Here is an 18,505-nt window from a genome sequence, read left to right as displayed (position 1 = left end):
GGTGCGCATGGGTGCGGTTGTTCTGCACGCCGACGGTCGCCGCCCCCGCCACACCGGCCGTGCCGCCGACCGCACCACCGACGGCGACGAGCCACAGATCTTCGCTCTGCGTCGCCGTGAGGATGAGTCCCGTGCCGCCGCGCGCCCACAGGGTGGCATCGCGTCCCGCGTAGGCGTCGACGATGCCGTCGCGCACGAAGACGACCGACGACAACCCGACGCCCGCTGTGCTCGCCGCTCCCACCGCGCCCGCGAAGAGCATCGCGTCGACGGGGTCCGCGGCCATGATCGTCATGGCGCCGCGCGCCCGCACCGCGGTGGGCGTCTGCGCTGAGCTGTCGATGTAGGCGCGCGTTCCCGGGTCATCGCTGCCCTGGTTGACCACGAGCACGACGAACGATCCCGCGATGCCGGCATCCGATGCCGCGGCACCGCCCGCGACGATCTCGGTGAAGCTCTCCCCCGCCGTCGCGACGAGCCACACCGAGCCGCCGACGTCGGCCTGCACACCACGGCCGATGTACGCGCGGACGTCCTTGTTGTGCACGCCGACGACGAGTGCGAATCCGATGCCCGCACTGCCCGTCGACAGACCCAGAGCACCCGCGAGGTCGACGAACGTCGTCTGGTCCGAGGCCGTGAACGACAGGTCCTGGCCCGGCAGTGCGCCGATGGTCTGATTGAGGGATGCCGCGTCGCCGAGCCATGCGCGGGTCTCGCGGTTCACGACGTTGACGACGAGCGATCCGCCGACGCCCGCGTCGCCGCCGCCGAGCGCGGCGCCGAGCGCGACGCCCGTGAACGCGGGGAGCTCGATGAGCGGCACCTCGGGTGCGGCGAGCGGAGCGAGGGATGCCGCGGCGCGGCCGATGACGGCACCACCGGCGTCGATCGTGGTGGGCGCCGCGAAAGTCGAGTCGATGTGGGCGAGGGTCGACGTCGTGACGATCTGCACGACGATGCCGGCGCCGACGCCGCTGCCGTCGGTCGTGACGGCCCCGGATGCCGCGAGCGCCTGCAGCCCCATGGGGTTGCTCGCGTCGAGCGAGATGCCGCCCGCGACGACGAGCGTGGACCCCGCGCCGATGACGGCGTCGTTGACGAGGTCGATGATCTGCACGGCGACCGATCCTGCGACGGCCGCGTCGCCCTGGCCTGCCGCGGCGGCGATCGCCCACGCCTGCACGTCGTTCCGTGCGTTCGCGGGCGTGCGGCCCGCGACGGCGACGGAGCCCGCCGTGATCGTGGCGCCCGCGCCGACGGATCCGCGGTTCACGACATCGATGACGTTGAGGGCGACCGCGACGCCGACCGTGTTCGTGTCGCTCTCGATGCTCCACGATGTGCCGAGGGCCTTCGCCGCGGCATCCGTCTCGTTCGTCGCGAGCACCGCGAATACGCCGTCGACGGTGACCGTGAGTCCGGGTGCGAGGAGCGCCTGGCTGTCGACGAGGATCCAGTCCACCGCGACCGCCGCGCCGACCCCGACGCCGTCGCTCTGCTGGCCGCCCTCGCTCTGCGCCTGCCCGTTGCCCCGCGCGACACCGTCGCTCGACGACGGCAGCGTGCCGCCTCTGCCGCTCGTCGCGGGGGTGCTGTCGAGCTGCTGCTGCGCCTGCGCGTCGGCGTTCTCGGCGTCGTCCTCGCTCTCGGACCCGCCGAGCGTGCCGCGCGCACTCGCCTTCGCCGTCGCACTCGCGTGCAGCTCGGTCGTCGCGATGATCCACAGGGCCCCCGCCGTGACGTCCCGCTGCACTTCGGCGAGCACGTCGACGTCGACGACGTTCACGACGATGATCGCGCCGATCGCGACGCTCGAGCCCGCGGCATCCGCGTCGCCGGTCAGGGTGACGGTTCCCGTGTGCGTCGCGCGCACCGTGACGGGACCGCTCGCGACGAAGGCACGCGGACCGGGTGCGCCGAGGCGCGCGATGATCGTCGGCAGCATGAGGTTGATGCCGACGCCGGGGCTGACCGCCGTGCCGCCCTCGGATCCCGCGGTCACTTCGTTGACCACGGTGTCGGTGTGGTCCGCGCGCACCGTGACGTTCGCGCCGCCTGTGACATCGGCGCCGTCCATGATCTCGGCGCGCGTCGTGTCGTCGGCGATGACGTTGACGGCGACCGATGCGCCCACGCCCGTGCCGGAGCTGCCGCCGACGGCATCCGCCTTCGCCTTCGCCGTGTCGGTGCGGCGGTTCTCTGCGGCGATCGTGACGTCGCCCGTGCCGAAGTCGACGCGGGCGCTCGACGGGATCCACGCCTCGGTCGAGTTCGTGACGAGGTTGAGGGCGACGGCGCCGGCGACGCCGACGTCCTTCGAGCCCGCGCCTGCCTCCGCGACAGCCGAGAAGTCGTGCGCCCCGTGGTCGCCGATCGTGGTCATCGTGGCGGATGCGGCGAAGCCGTTCGCCGCGATGACGGTGTTCTCGCCGATCCACGCGCGGTTTTCGACGAAGGCGAGCGTGAGGGCGACCGCGACGCCGACACCGGCGTCTTCCGCGTCGAGGGCCGTGCCCGAGGCCGAGGTGACGGCGTCGACCTGAGCCGCCGTCAGGAGCCACACGTGTCCGCCCGCCGTGACGGACAGGTCATCGGGCAGCCACGCCGTGAACGATGCGTCGGCGAGCGTGAGGCCGACGGCGCCCGCGACGGATACACCGCCGTCGCTCGTCGAGGCCGAGGGGCTGTCGGTGTTCTGCACGCCGTCGCCGCCCTGCGCGATGCTCGCACCGTTCGCGTAGGCGCGCTGATCCTGCACTTGCGCGTCGACGTCACCCGAGGGCGCATCGGCGCTGTCCTCGCCCGGTGCGCCGCTCGCGGATGCGGCCGCGGTCGCGCCGTTGCGCGACGAGCCCGTCGCCGACAGGGTCGTCCAGCCGCCCGACACGATGCTGCGCCGGGTCGTCGCGTGGGTCTCGTCGAAGGCGAAGGTCAGGGCGATCGCGATGCCGATCGCGGCGTCGCCGCCCTCGGTCGCGACGGCACCGGCCGTCGTGTGCGCCGACGTGTGCTGCGTCGCCGAGAGCTGCACGTCGCCCGTCGCCCGGATGGGCGTCGTGCCGAGAGCACCGATGACGGCGCTCGTGCGGGCGTTCGAGATCGTGATCGCGATCGACGGCGTCACGGTGACGTTGCCGCCCTTCGCGCCCATCGAGGCTTCCGTCACGGTCGCGCTGGTCGTCGAGCCGACGAGGGCGATCCCGTTCGCGCCGGTCAGTGCCACTCCGTCGTCGAGTCGCGCGTGCGTGTCGACCGTGACGAGGGCGAGCGCGAAGGATGCACCGACGCCGGCGTCTCCCGTCGAGACGACGCCCTCGCCCGCCGCGAGCGCCTTGACGGTCGTCGCGAGCGCGCTGCCGGCGGCGAGCACGGCGTCTCCACCGGTCAGCTCGACGGTGCCCGACACGGCAGCGAGAGTGTCGATCGTCACGATGCCGATCGCGACGGATCCTGCGACCGACACGTTGCCGCCGCCCGCGCCCGACGAGGCGATCGCGCTCATCGTCGAGACGGCGTCGGCACCGTCGACCGTCATGGTCGCGAAGACCGTGAGGGCCTGAGCGCGCACGATCAGCGTGGCGGGCACCACCGAGCGGTTGACGACGTCGGCGTAGGTGATCGCGACGCCCGCACCGATCGCCGCGTCGCCGCCGCGCGCAGCGGTTCCATCGGCGCCGGAGGCGGCATCCGTGTTCTGCGACGACGACAGCGTCAGAGTGCCGCTCGCCGTGATCGTGCCGACCTCGGGCGCGACGATCGAGAGCGCGCGCACGGTCGAGATGACGATGCCGACCGCGGCGGCGACCGTGACGGGCCCGGCACTCGTCTCGGCGTTCGGGGTGTCCGCGCTGCCGGAGTCACCGACGCCGTTCGCGGCAGCGACCGAATCGAGGTGGCCGCGCTGGCCGCCGACCTGATCGTCGACGCTCGAGCCGGCCGTTCCGTCGGTGCCCGAGCCGTCGTCGGGCGCACCGGACGCCGACGCCGACGCGACGGCACCCGACCGCGACCAGCTGAACGCCTGCATCGTGACGTGGCGACCGGCCGTGACGACCCGGGCGAGCTCGGAGGTCACGGAGTGGTTGGCGATCGTGAGCGCGAGACCGACACCGACGGCCGCATCTTCCGTCGCGATCGCGGCAGCGCTCGCGGTGCCCGTCGCCGACGCGTGCTGCGTCGCACGGATGAGCACATCGCGCGTGGCGGACAGGGTTCCCGTGCCGATGCGCGCACGCGTCGTGATGTTCGAGAGCACGATCGCGACGGCGGGGGCGACGGCGACGCCGCCGCCTGCCGCGCCCATGCGGGCTTCCGTCGTCGTCGCATCGCGCGCATCGGCCGTGAGCGACACGTCGCGGGCGCCCGTCACCGAGACCAGGTCGTCGATGAGCGCCGTCGTCTCGTGCGTGTCGAGGGTGAGGGCGAACGCCGCGCCGATGCCGGCGTCGCCCGCCCCGGTCGTGCCCTCGCCCGTCGGAAGGGCCGTCGTGCTGCCCGCGACGGCGCTCTGCGCCGTGAGGCTCACATCGCCGCCGGTCAGCACGAGCGTGCCGTGCGTGGCCGCCGTCGTGCGGGTCGTCACGATCGCGATCGCGACCGAGCCCGCGACCGACACGTTGCCGCCCGCGGCCCCCGCGGATGCGGCCGCACCGAAGGTCGAGGTGACGTCGCCCGCATCGGCGGTCATGGTCGCCGACAGCGTGACGTCGCGTGCCGTGATCGTGAGGGTCGCGGGCACCGTCGCACGGTTGACGGTCGTCGCGAGGGTCAGGGCGACACCGGCGCCGATCGTCGCATCGCCGTCGCCCGCAGCGGAACCGTCGCCGCCCGAGCGCGCGTCGGTGTTGACGCTCGAGGCGAACGTCACCGTTCCTCCCGCGGTGATGCGGGTGACGACGGGATCGATGACCGTCTCGGCGCGCACGTTCACGACGACGATGCCGACCGCGGCGGCGACGCTCACGGGGCCGTCGCTCGTCTCGGCGCTCGGTGTGGCCTGTGTGCCGGAGTCCGCACCACCGTTGGCGGTCGCGACCCCGTCGGCGTGGGTGCGCTCGCGCTGCGCGAGTTGGTCGACGCCCGTTCCCGCGGCGCCGCCGGGGTTCTCGGGGTCGCCGGAGTCCTCGTTCGCGGGGGCACCGGCGGCGGAAGCCGTCGCGAGGCCGCTCGATGCCGAGATGCTCGACGCGCGCAGCGTCACCGAGACGCCGGCCGTGACGTTGCGGGCGAGCGTCGTGAGAGCGCCGTGGTTGGCGATCGTGAGGGCGAGCGCGACACCGATCGCGGCATCCGTCGCATCGAGCACGGCAGAGGACGCCGTCGTGGCGGCGGTCGCCTTCTCGATCGCCGCCATCTCGAGGGTGCCCGTGATCACGAGCACGCCCGTGCCGATGCGCGTCGTCGTCGTGACATTGGACAGGGTGACCGCGACGGCGGGGGCGATCGCGACGGATCCGCCCGCGGCGCCCATGCGGGCCTCGGTGACCGCCGTGTCGTGTGCCGTCGCGGTGAGGGTCACGTGGCGCGCACCCGTGAGGCTGACGCCGTCGGCGATGTCGGCCGTCGTGCTGTCGGTGATCAGGTTGAGGGCCACCGAGGCGCCGACGCCCGCGTCTCCCGTCGAGACGACGCCGGCTCCGTGCGGCAGGGCGGTCACGGTCGTGGCCACCCGGCTCGCGGCGGTGAGGGTCGCGTCGCCGCCCGTCAGCACGACGGTGCCGTCGATGCCCGCGCGGGTCGTGTGGTTGACGACGGCGAGGGCGAACGAGCCCGCGACCGAGATCTTGCCGCCACCCGCGCCCGAGACCGCTGCCGCACCCATCGTCGCGGTCGTGTCGGCGCCGTCCGCCGTGACCGTCGCCCTCACCGCGAGGTTCTGCGCGCGCACCGTGAGGTGTGCGGGCACCTCGGCGCTGTTGCGCACGTTCGCGAGGGTCAGAGCGACAGCGGCGCCGATCGTCGCATCGCCGTCGCCGGCGGCCGATCCGTCTGCCGACGACGCGGCGTCGGTGTTGGCGCTCGAGGCGAAGCGCACGCTGCCGCCCGCCGTGATGCTCGTCGACTCGACGATGGTCTGCGCGCGCACAGTGGCGAGGGTGATCGCGATGGCCGCGGCGACGTTGACCGAGCCGTCGCTGGACTCCGCCGTCGGGGCCGCCTGGTCGCCCGAGGTCTGTCCGCCGTTCGCCCCCGCGACGCCGTCGGCGTGCGCGCGCTCCCCCGCCGCGAGGTCATTGACGCCCGTACCGGCGCCGCCGCCCGGGTTCTCGGCGTCGCCCGAGTCGGCGTCGTTCTCGGGGGCTCCTGCCGCCGACGCGACGGCGTTCGACGTCGTCGACGAGATGCTCGATGCACCGAGCACGACATCGACGCCCGCCGTGACGGATCGGGCGAGAACGGATGTCACGGTGTGATTGGCGATCGTAAGCGCAAGGCTCACTCCGACGGCGGCGGTCGCGGCATCCTCGGTCGATGACGATGCCGTGGTCGACGCGGTCGCCTTCTGCGCCGCTGTCGCCGAGAGCGAGCCGGTCACGTTGAGCGTTCCGGTTCCGATGCGCGTCGTCGTCGTGACGTTCGACAGCGTGATCGCGACGGCGGGAGCGAGGGAGACGTCGCCGCCCGCAGCACCCATGCGGGCCTCGGTCACGGCGGTGTCCGTCGCCGTCGCCGTCAGGGTCACGTGGCGGGCGCCGGTCAGGGTCGAGCCGTCGGCGATCTCGCTCAGCGTGCGGTCGGTGATGATGGCGAGGGCGACGGATGCGCCGAAGCCGAAGTCACCGGCATCCGTCACGCCCGCGCCCGCGGGGAGCGCCGAGACCGTCGTCGATACCGAGCTCGCCGTCGTCAGCGTCGCATCGCCGCCCGTGAGGACGACACCCCCATCGATCGCTGCCCGCGTCGTGTGGTTCACGACGGCGAGGGCGAACGACCCGGCGACCGAGACGCTGCCGCCACCGGCACCCGCGACGGACCGCGCCGAGAACGTCGACGTCGTATCCGCGGCATCCGTCGTCGTCGTCGACACGATCAGGTTCTGGGCACGGACCGTCACGCCGGCCGGGACCGAAGCCCGGTTGTTCACGTTCGCGAGGGTGATCGCGACCGCCGCGCCGATCGTCGCGTCGGCACCCTGCGACGCGGATCCATCAGCGCCGGCTTCGGCGTCGGTGTTCGCGCCCGTTGCGAGGGTCACCGTGCCGCCCGCCGTGATGGTGACGCCCGACGAGATCGCGGTCTCCGCGGTGACGGTCGCGAGCGTCACCGCGACGGCGGCCGCCGCATTGACGCCGCCCTGCGACGACTCCGCCGCGGGGGCGGCACCGCCGGCCGCACCCGCGCCGCCGTTCGCACTCGACGTCGACGACGCGAAGCCGCGCTCGGACTCGATGGCCTGATCGACGCCGGTGCCCGATCCTCCGCCGCTCGAGTCTCCGGGAGCGCCCGCCGCGGAGGCCGACGCCGTCGAGGACGATGACGAGACACCGCTCGCGCGCAGAGCGACATCGACGCCCGCGGTCACCGACCGGCCCAGTCGCGAAGCGACCGTGTGACCGGCGATCGTCAGGCCGAGACCGATGCCGATGCCCGCGTCGCCGGCACCCGTGACAGCAGCCGACGCGATCGACGACGCCGACGCCTTCTGCATCGCCGAGGCCGACAGCGAACCGGTCAGAGCGAGCACACCGCCCGTGCCGACACGGGTCGTCGTCTCAACGGTCGAGAGTGTCACCGCGACGGCGGGCGAGAGCGCGACGCCGCCACCCGCGGCACCCATCCGGGCTTCCGTCACAGCGGTGTCCGTCGCGGTCGCGGTGAGCGTCGCGTGACGAGCGCCGCCAAGACTCGCGCCGTCGCCGATCTCGGCGAGAGTGCGGTCGGTGATGAGGTTGAGAGCAACGGATGCACCGAAGCCGAAGTCACCGGCATCCGTCACCCCCGCTCCGGCGGGCAGAGCTCGCACGGTGCTGGCGATGGCGCTTGCCGCCGTGATCGTCGCATCGCCGCCCGTGAGGACGACGGTGCCGTCGACACCCGCCCGCGTCGTGTGATTGACGACGGCCAGGGCGAACGACCCGGCGATCGAGACGCTTCCGCCGCCGGCACCGGCGACGGACTGCGCCGAGAACGTCGATGTCGTATCGGCGGCATCCGTCGTCGTGGTCGAGGACACGATCAGGTTCTGGGCACGGACCGTCACGCCGGCGGGGACCGAGGCACGGTTCTGAACGTTCGCGAGGGTGATCGCGACCGCCGCGCCGATCGTCGCGTCGGTACCCTGCGACGCGGATCCATCAGCGCCGGCTTCGGCGTCGGTGTTCGCGCTCGTCGCGAGGGTCACCGTGCCGCCGGCCGTGATGGTGACGCCCGGCGAGATCGCGGTCTCCGCTGTGACGGTCGCGAGCGTCACTGCGACGGCGGCCGCCGCATTGACGCCGCCCTGCGACGACTCCGCCGCAGGGGCGGCACCGCCGGCCGCACCCGCGCCGCCGTTCGCGCTCGACGTCGACGACGCGTGACCGCGCTCCGCTTCGATGGCCTGGTCCACGCCCGTGCCGCCGGCCCCGCCACCCGAGTTCTCGGGAGCGCCGGCCGCGGAGGCCGACGCCGTCGACGCCGACGACGAGACACCGCTCGCGCGCAGGCTCACATCGACACCGGCCGTCACCGATCGGGCCAGCCGCGACGCGACCGTGTGACCGGCGATCGTCAGTCCGAGACCGACACCGACGCCCGCGTCGCCGGCACCCGTGACAGCAGCCGACGCGATCGACGACGCCGATGCCTTCTGCGTCGCCGACGCCGTCAGCGAACCGGACAGCGCAAGAACCCCGCCCGTGCCGATGCGGGTCGTGGTCTCGACCGTCGACAGCGTGACCGCGACGGCGGGCGAGAGCGCGACGCCGCCACCCGCGGCACCCATCCGGGCCTCGGTCGTCGCGGTGTCCGTGCTCGTGGCGGTGAGTGTGAAGTGGCGCGCACCCGTGACCGACCCGCCGTTCGTCAGGCGCGCGATCGTGCGGTCGGTGACGAGATTGAGAGCGACGGATGCACCGAAGCCGAAGTCACCGGCATCCGTCACGCCCGCCCCCGCGGGAAGAGCCGAGACGGTCGAGGTTGTGGCGCTTGTCGCTCCGATGGTCGCGTCACCGCCCGTGAGGGCGAGCGTGCCGTCGACGGCAGCGAGCGTCGTGGGGGTGACGACGGCGAGCGCGAACGATCCCGCGATCGAGACGTTGCCGCCGCCGGCGCCCGCGACGGAGCGAGCCGAGACGTCCGAGGCGCTGTCGTCATCGACGACGTGCACGCCCGCGACGACCGTCGCGTGCTGCGCCGCGATGCGGGCTCCCGTCGGAACGACGGCGCGGTTGACGAGGTCGGCGAAGGTGATGGCGACGGCGGCGCCGATCGTCGCGTCCGTCCCCTGAGATGCGGAGCCGTCGGCCGCGGACGCCGCGTCGGCGTTCGCAAGGCTGTCCAGGGCGACGCGGCCCGCGCTCGTCACGACGATGCCGCCCGTGAGCACCGACTCGGCCTGCACGGTCGACAGTGTGACGGCGACGGCCGCGGCCGCGTTGACGCCACCCTGCGACGACGACGCGCTCGGCGTCGCGGCGTCACCGCTCGTACCGCCGCCGTGCGCCGTCGCGACGCCGTCGGCGTGCGAGCGCTCGGCCGCGATCGCGCCGTCGACACCGGATCCGGCCGCGCCGCCCGTGTCGTCGCCGGGCGCGCCGGCGGCAGAGGCCGATGCGGTCGAGGTCGCGGTCGAGCGCACGAACGTCGAGAGCGTGATGTCGCCGGCCGCCGTGAGACTGCGGGCGAGCTCCGTGCGAGCGGTGTGGTTCGCGATGGCGAGTGCGACACCGATGCCGATGCCGGCGTCACCGGCGCCGAGAGTCGAGGACGACGCCGTCGAGGACGCCGACGAATCGAGCACGGCGTCGAGATCGATGACGCCCGTCGTCGAGATCAGTGCGCCCGTGCCGACACGAGCCGTCGCCGTGTCGGTCGACAGCGCGACAGCGACGGCGGGAGACAGAGCGACACCGCCGCCGGCTGCGCCCATCCGGGCTTCGACGGTCGTCACGGTGCGTCCCGTCGCGTGCAGCACGAGCGAGCCCGCACCCGCCACCGAGGCGCCGTTCCCGATCTCGGCGGTCGTGCGGTTCGTCACGATCGCGAGGGCGACGGATGCACCGAGGCCGAGGTCACCGGCATCCGTCACGCCGACTCCCGCGGGGAGCGCGCGGACCGTCGTCGTCGAGCGCGACACGGCGGTCGATGTCAGGGCGCCGCCCGTCAGCACGACGGTGCCGTCGACACCGGCGCGGGCCGTGCCGTCGACGATCGCGAGCGCGAACGAGCCGGCGACCGACACGCTGCCGCCGCCCGCGCCCGCGACGGAGGTCGCGGCGACCGTGGAGACCTCGTCCGCCCCGTCGAGCACGAAGGTCGCCGTGGCGGTGAGTGCCCGCGCGCGAACGGTCGCACCGACCGGCACGACGGCGCGGTTGACGGTGTCGGCGAGGGTGATCGCGACGGCGGCGCCGATCGTCGCGTCCGTTCCCTGCGATGCGGAGCCGTCGGCTGCCGACGTCGCATCGGCGTTGACGCCCGTCGCGAGCTGCACGGTGCCGGTCGCGACGAGCACGACGCCCGCTTCGATGACGGTCTCGGCGCGCACGGTCGAGATCGTGACGGCGACCGCCGCGGCGGCGTTGACACCGCCCTGCGACGATGTCGCGCTCGGCGCCGCCGACGTCGCGGCCGCGCCGCCGTGCGCCGCCGACGTGTCGGAGGCGTGCGCGCGCTCGGCTTCGACGGCGGCATCGACGCCGGGACCGGAGCCTCCGCCGTCGTCGTTGCCCGGTGCCCCGGCTGCCGACGCGGATGCCGTCGAGATCGCGGTGGAGATGTTCGTCGCCTGCAGCAGCACGTCGCCCGACGTCGTCAGACTGCGACCGAGCACCGCCGTGGACACGTGCGTCGCGAGAACGAGGGCGACGCCGAGCCCGAGGCCCGCGTCGGTCGCGGCGAGGGTCTGCGACGACGCGGTGGCCGTCGCCGTCACACGCTGGGCTGCGGTCACGGTGAGCGAACCGGCGAGGGTCGTCGCCGCGCCCGCGCCGATGCGGGCCGTCGTGGAGACATCCGAGAGGGTCACCGCGACAGCGGGCGACAGGGCCACCCCGCCGCCGCTCGCGCCCATGCGCGCTTCGCTGGCTGCCGCGCTCGTGCCGTCGGCGGTGAGGGTCAGTCCGTCGACGCCGGTCAGCATCGCGCCGTTCGCGATCTCTGCCGACGTCATCGCCGTCACGAGGGCGAGCGCGACGGACGCGCCGAAGCCGAGGTCGCCCGCGTCGGTCACGCCGATGCCCGCGGGAAGCGCGGCGACCGTCGTGCGGATCGACGACAGGGCGACGAGGGCGACGTCTCCGCCCGTGACGGTGCCGGCGATCGTCGCGCGCACGGCGTGGCCGACGATCGCCAGCGCGAACGAGCCCGCGACCGACACGGAGCCGCCACCGGCACCGGCGACGGAGCGCGCCTCGGCCGTCGAGACGCCGTCTCCTGTGGGCACGGTCTGGTCGGCGCGGACGGTGAGCGACGCGGCGCGCACCGTGGCGCCCGCCGCGAGTTCGGCGTCGGTCGCTCCTGTCGCGAGGGCCAGGGCGACAGCGGCGCCGATCGTGGCGTCCGCGCCCTGCGATGCCGAGCCGTCGGCGCGCGACGACGAGTCGGCGTCCGAGCGGGCCAACACCGTAACGATTCCGGATGCCACGACCGCGGCACCGGGCAGGATCGATGCCCGCGTCGCGATGTCGGTCATGGTCACGGCGACCGCGGCGGCCGCGTTGACTCCGCCCTGCGACGACGTCGCGCTCGGGGTCGCTGCGGTGCCCGATCCGGCGGCGCCGTGCGCCGCGGCGGTCTGATCGGCGTGGTCGCGCTCGGCACCGATCGCGGCGTCGACGCCGCCACCGGAACCCGGGTTCTCGGGAGCCCCTGACGTCGACGCCGTCGAGGTCGACGTGCTGTTCGCCAGCGTCCGCGCCTCGAGCGTGAGCGACGCGGCGGTGAGCGAACGGCCGAGGCCCGCCGTCGTGAGCACGTTCGCGATCGTGAGGGCGAGGGCGACGCCGATGCCCGCGTCACCGGCGCCGACGACGAGCGCGCCGGCGGTCGCGGTGGCCGTCGCCTGCTGGTCGGCGAGCACGGTCGCCCCGCCGTCGACCGAGAGGGCGCTGCCCGCACCGATCGTCGCGGCGACATCCGTCGTCTGCATGACGACCGCGACGGCGGGCGCGATCGCGACGCCGCCTCCCGAGGCCCCCATGCGCGCGTCGGCGGTCACGGTCGATGCACCGACCGCCGTGAGCGACAGTCCCGTCGCGCCCGTGACGGCGCCGTCGAGGGCGGCCGCGGTCGAGGCGGTGACGAGAGCGAGCGCGAAGGATGCTCCGATGCCGAGGTCACCGGCATCCGTCACGCCCGCACCCGAAGGAAGAGCCGACACCGTGATGACGTGAGCGGTGGATGCCGCGACGGCGAGCGCGCCGGTGAGCGATGCCGTTCCGGCGAGCGCGGCCGTCGTCTCGAGCGTCGCGATGACGATCGCGACCGACCCGGCGACCGAGACGTTGCCGCCGCCGGCGCCCGCGACGGAGTGCGCGTCGATGCGCGAGACGCCGTCGTCGGATCCGGTGACGGTGCGCGCCGTGAGCTCGAGCCCGGGTGCCGTGATGCTGACGAGCGCGGGAACGGTCGCGGTGTTCACGACGTCGGCGAGGACGAGGGCGACGGCGGCGCCGATCGTGGCGTCGGGGCCCTGTGAGGCCGAGCCGTCGGCGCGCGCGACGACATCGGTGTCCGCCGCACTGTCGAGGTGCACGACACCCGTCGAGACGATCGCGATGCCGGGCGCGAGATCGATCGACGATCGGATCGTCGCGAGCACGACCGCGACGGCTGCTGCCGCGTTGACCCCGCCCTGTGATGTCTCGGCGGCCGGCGTCGCGGCGGAGCCCGTTCCCGCGCCGCCGTGCGCCGTCGAGACGTCGTCGGCGTGACCGCGCTCGGCGGCGACCGCGGCGTCGACACCCGAGCCGGCACCACCGCCGGGGGCTGCGGGATCGGCGCCGGGGGCGTTCTCGGGGGCACCGGATGCGGAGGCGGTCGAGGTGGCCGTCGCGTCCGACGTATCGTGCGCCGCGAGGTGGACGCCCGTGGAGGTGACGCTGCGGGCGAGCGCGGCACGCGTCGTGTGGTCGGCGATCGTGAGCGCGACGGCGATGCCGACACCGGCATCGCCCGCACCGACGACGACGGCACCGGCCGTCGTCGAGGCGGACGCGGTCTGTCGCGCCGCGATCTGCAGGGCGCCGACGAGTGTCGAGGCGGCGCCCGATCCGACGCGCGCGCGGGTCGACACGGTCGAGAGGGCGAGCGCGACGACGGGCGTGATCGCGACGCCTCCGCCCGATGCGCCCATGCGAGCCTCGACCGTCGTCGTCACGGTCGTGTCGGCCGTGATCGTGACCTGGGTCGCGTCTGGCAGCGTCGCGCCGTCGGCGACCTCGGCGAGAACGCGGACCGTGACGAGCGACAGCGCAACCGACGCGCCGAGGCCGAGGTCACCGGCATCCGTCACGCCCTCGCCGGCGGGAAGAGCGGTCGTCGATGTCGTGACCGTCGCACCCGACCCGATCACGAGCGTGCCGCCGCCGGCGGAGCCCGCGAGCGTCGCCGCCGTCTCGACGTCGACGATCGTGAGCGCGAAGCTGCCGGCGACCGAAACGGCACCGCCGCCCGCACCGGAGGTCGCGTGCGCGCCGATCGATGAGCTCGTGTCGGCGCCGTCTGCGATCGTGCGCGCGACGAGGACGACAGCGGGCGCCGTGACGACAGCGCCCGTGTCGATGCGCGCACGGTGGGTGACCGTCGCGAGTGTGATCGCGACGGCCGCACCGATCGTCGCGTCCGTGCCCTGCGATGCGGATCCGTCGGCGGTCGCGGTCGCGGCGGTGTTCTCGCCGGAGTTCAGTGAGACGGACGTTCCCGCCGAGACGACGACGCCGTCGAGGAGGAGCGCCTGCACGTCGACGGTCACGATCGTGAGGGCGATCGCGGCGGCGGCGTTGATCTGACCCTGCGACGTCGACGCGCTCGGTGCCGCAGCCGACGAGCCGGCGGATCCGCCCGCCGCGGTCGACACCGCGGTCGCGTGGTCACGTGTCTGGGCGATCGTCTCGTCGACGCCGGGGCCCGCGCCACCCCCGGGGTTGGCGGGGTCGCCCGAATCGGCGGGGTTGTCGGGAGCCCCGCCGGCCGACGCGGCGGCGGTCGCCGTGGAGCGCGAGACGGACCCCGTGCTGAGCGATACGGTGCCGGCGACGGTCGCGCTGCGTCCGAGCTCGGCGCGCACCGTGTGCGTCGTGAGGGTGAGGGCGATCCCTGCTCCGACCGCGGTGCCCGTGTCGCTGCCGGTCGCGGCTCGGGCTTCGCTCGACGCGATCGCGCGCTGCCCCGACGTCAGTGACAGGCTGCCCGACAGCACGAGCGTCGCACCCGTGCCGATCGCGGCGCGCGTCGTGACGGTCGAGAGCGTGACGGCGGCGAACGGCGCGATCGCGGTGTCCCCGCCGCGCGCCGAGCCCTGCGCGACGGCGGTGGCAGCATCCGCCCCCGCCGCGGTGATCGCGATGTCGGTCGCGCCCGTCACGGTCGCGCCGGCGCCGATCGACGCGATCGTCACGTGGTCGACGCTCGTGAGGGCGAACGCCGCGCCGATGCCGGTCGTCGGCGCGCCGGCTCCCGCGTCGGAGAGGAGTGCGCGCGTCGTGGTCTGCGACGTCGACGTCGCCGAGATCGACAGGGCGCCGCCGCCCAGCACGACGATGGTGCCGGGGGCGAGTCCCGCTGTCGCGCGGAGGACGACGACCGAGATGGCGACGGATCCGGCGACCCCGAGGTCGCCTCCGGATCCCTGTCCGCCGGTGGCTGTCGTGGTGAAGCGGTGCGAGGCGTCGGGGATGCCTGCCGCGTTCTGCGGGGCGATGCCCGCGATGAGCTGGAACGAGTCTGCGGTGATGCGTGTGGAGGGGCCGGCCTCGGCGCGGACGGTGACGTCCGCCAGGGTGATCGCAACGGCCGCGGCGATCGTTGTGCCGCTCGGGGGGCCGCGCGTGGACGGAGCCCCGGTCGCGGTCGTCGTGACCGAGAGGTTGCCGAGCGACTCGAAGCGCACGGTCGGCGCGATGAGCGCGACGCCCGAGACCGACGTGTCGGCGGTGAGCTGGTGGATCGTGAGGGCGAAGGCGGCCGTCACGGTGACATCGCCCTGCGGCGTGCTCGGTGTCGGGATCGGCGTCGACCCGCTGCCGCCCGTGCCGCCGACCGCGGCTCCCTCTGCCGGTGCCGCCTGGTCGGCCCAGCCGCGCGCGTCGCCGGCTGCGGCCGCGGGCGTCTGCGCGGAGGGCGCTCCCTCGCCGGGTGCGCCGGTCGCCGAAGCGGATGCCGTCGTGGTCGACGACGCCATCCCGGTGGCGCGGAGCGTGATCGCGACGGCAGCGGTGAGATCGCGAGCGAGCTCGGAGCGCACGACGTGGTCGGCGAACGTGAGGGCGATGACGGCGGAGACGGCGGCGCCGCCCTCGGCGGACACATCACCGGCGGCGGTCGTCGTGACGGGTGCCATCTGGGTCGCGCTCGACGAATAGGCACCGGTCAGCACGAGAGGCGCGCCCGCTCCGAGACGTGCCCGCGTCCAGACGTTCGAGATCGTGACGGCGAGCACCGTCGAGATCGCGGCATCCGATGCGACACCGCCGCGCGCTTCGGCGAGTGCGGGTGCTGTCGTCTCGGCCACGAGAGTCAGGTCGCGCGCACCGGTCAGGACGGAACCGTCGGCGACCTCGGCGATCGCCGTGTCGTTCACGACGGTCAGCGCGATGCTCGCGCCGATTCCGGTGGTCGCTCCGGCCTGCGCACCCGGCAGGGCCTGCGCGACCGTGGCGTTGTCGGCGCGTGCCGTGAAGATGAGATTCGTCCCGGGAGCGGAGACGGTGACGCCGGGCTCGATCGCAGCGCGCGTGTGGAACGTCGCGACCGTGATCGCAAGAGCCCCGGCCGCCCCGACCGACGAGGCGCCGCCGGCGCCCGACGTCGACTGCGCGCGATACTCGTTCGCTTCGGCGGCCGTGCGAGGCGCGGCGACGGCGCTGACCGTGACGGTCGGCGCGACGATCGCGGTATTGCCGATGTGCGCGCGGGTGCGGGTGTGGGCGACCGTGATCGAGACGGCGACGCCGACGCCCGTCGCCGACGAGGCGACGGCGGACGCGTCCGCGTCGCTCGTCGCCGACCCCGACGCGGTCGCCGAGACGGTGACGCCACCGGGGGCGGTCACGGCGAGCGGTGCCGCACCGCCGAGCACGGCGGTCGCCTGCGCGTCGAGCTCGGTGAAGGCGAGTGCTCCCGCGACGCCGATCGTGCCGCCCGGCGCCGATGCGTATCCGTCGGGCTGCGTCGCGGTCGCGGTCGCGTCGCTCGGCGACGTGCCGTTGGCCGTCGCGCCGCCGGGGCTCGCGAGCGCGGCGGTCGTGAGCGTGTGCGTCGCGTCCGCCGCGACGGTGAGGATGCCGCCCGTGACGACGCCCTGCGCGGCGGTGGAGTCGATCGTCGCCGACGTACGGATCGTCGCGCGGGTCGTCGCGATGGCGGCACCGGCGCTCGCGCCCGTGGCATCCGCCGTCGTCGCCGCCGTCGTCACGGTCGTCGCGGTGAGACGCGCCGCGCCGCCCGCGAGGATCGACGAGGTGCCGCCGACGTGCGTCGTGGCCGCGTTGTCGATCGTCGCGACGGCGAGAGCGGCGTCGCTGTCGCTGCCGTCGCCCGTGCCGGTCGAGGTCGTCGTGAGGGCGACGGTCGACGTGCTCGCGAGCACGACGTCGACCGCGGCCTCGATGCGCGATGCGCCGTCGAGGCGGACGGTCGCCGCTGCTGCGCTCGAGCCGAGCGCGATGCCGTCGGTCGCCGTCGCGTCGACCGTGCTCGTCGCCGTCGCGGACGCGGTGACGGTTCCGCCGCGGACGATCGCGTCGGTGAGCAGCACCTCGGCGATCGCGGCCGTCGCATCGGCCGAGGCGGCGATCGCCGCGAGGGTCACGTCGGCGGTTCCCGCGTCGAGCGTCGCGCCGTCGAGCACGATGCGCGTCGCCTCGAAGCGGAACGTCACGCCGTGGAAGACGATGACGCCCGTGATCCGGATGACGGCGCCGGCGCCGGTCGTCGTGACCGTGAACGATCCGGTCGGCAGGACCGACTGCGCCGCGAACGCGTTCGTGAGGCTGCGCACGAGGATGTACCCGAGGTTGTCGGCGTCGGGTGCGACCTCGATCGTGTCGCCGTCGGTCGCGTCGTTGAGCGTGAAGTCGACGACGGGGTCCGCGGCCTGCGCGGCCGTGACGTCGGTGTGCGTCGCGTCGGTCTCGGTCGCGTCGGTGGATGCGGCATCCGCGGCGCCCGTCCCGGCATCGGCGTCGACCTCACCGGTCTCGCTGTGCGTCGCGTCCGTCGTGTCCGTCGCGACGGCCTGGGACGCAGCATCCGTCGCGTCCGTCTCGGACGCAGCATCCGTCGTGTTCATGTCCGCGGCGGCGTCCGTCGTCTCGGCGGCGTCCGTCGTCTCGGCGTCGCCCGGGATCGTCGCCGTCTCGGTGTCGTGCTCCGCGACCTCGGCATCGCCGATCACGATCTCGCCGTCGACGACCTCGAGCGAGCGCACCGACAGCATGGCGGGCGCGCCCTCGACGTCATCGGTCGGGGTGGGGTCGGGGGTCGGGGCCGGGTCGGGCGTCGGCACCGGATCCGGTGTCGGCACGGGGTCGGGCGTCGGGATCGGCGGCACGGGCGGGGTCGGCGGCTCGGGCGGCGTCGGCGGTGTCGGAAGGCCCGGGATCTCCGGCAGCGGCGGCGGCGTCGGGGCCGATCCGATCGTGCCGGGCCCGACCGTCCCGGGACCGCAGGTGAGGCTCGTGCTGCTCGTGCTCGTCGACGATTCGGAGGTGCCTGCGCCCGTCGGAGATCCCGTCGAGACCTGTCGGCAGTTGGGGCCGAACGGCGAGACGGGAGGGGCGGGGGCGGGGGCGGGGGCGATTGGCACGACATCGACGTAGACCAGCGTGCGAGCGCCGGAACGCGGCGCGGGAGCAGGTATCGGGGCGGGCTCTTCCGGCGCGGGCACGTCGACGACGACGGGTTCCGACGCCGGTTCGGCCTGCCGCTCGATGAGCGGAAGCGGGGGCGTCCAGGTCGAACGAGGCGTCTCGGCGACGGGCGTTTCGACAGCGGCGACGAGCGAGGCCCCGGCCACCTGGCCGAACGCGAGACCGACGCAGAGCGCGCCGACGAGGGCCGTGCGCCACGCCGACACACCGACCGACGCCACGCGCGCGCGGCGTCCCCTGCGTTCCCCTGTGAAAGGGGGTCTCTGACTCAT

The 18,505-nt window shown here is 74.3% G+C and carries 1 protein-coding gene (only partly in view); it reads right to left on the bottom strand.

Annotated elements, in window-relative coordinates:
* Positions 1-18,505: the 5' portion of an LPXTG cell wall anchor domain-containing protein gene (locus tag ACWICD_RS01125; RefSeq protein ID WP_454139024.1), read on the bottom strand. The gene continues 12,236 nt to the left of window position 1, outside the view; 18,505 of the gene's 30,741 nt are visible here — the first part of the coding sequence; its start codon is at positions 18,503-18,505; the stop codon falls past the left edge of the window.

This window comes from Microbacterium sp. NPDC055357 (assembly GCF_053644835.1).
This window is presented reverse-complemented; position numbering and strand designations above follow the sequence as displayed.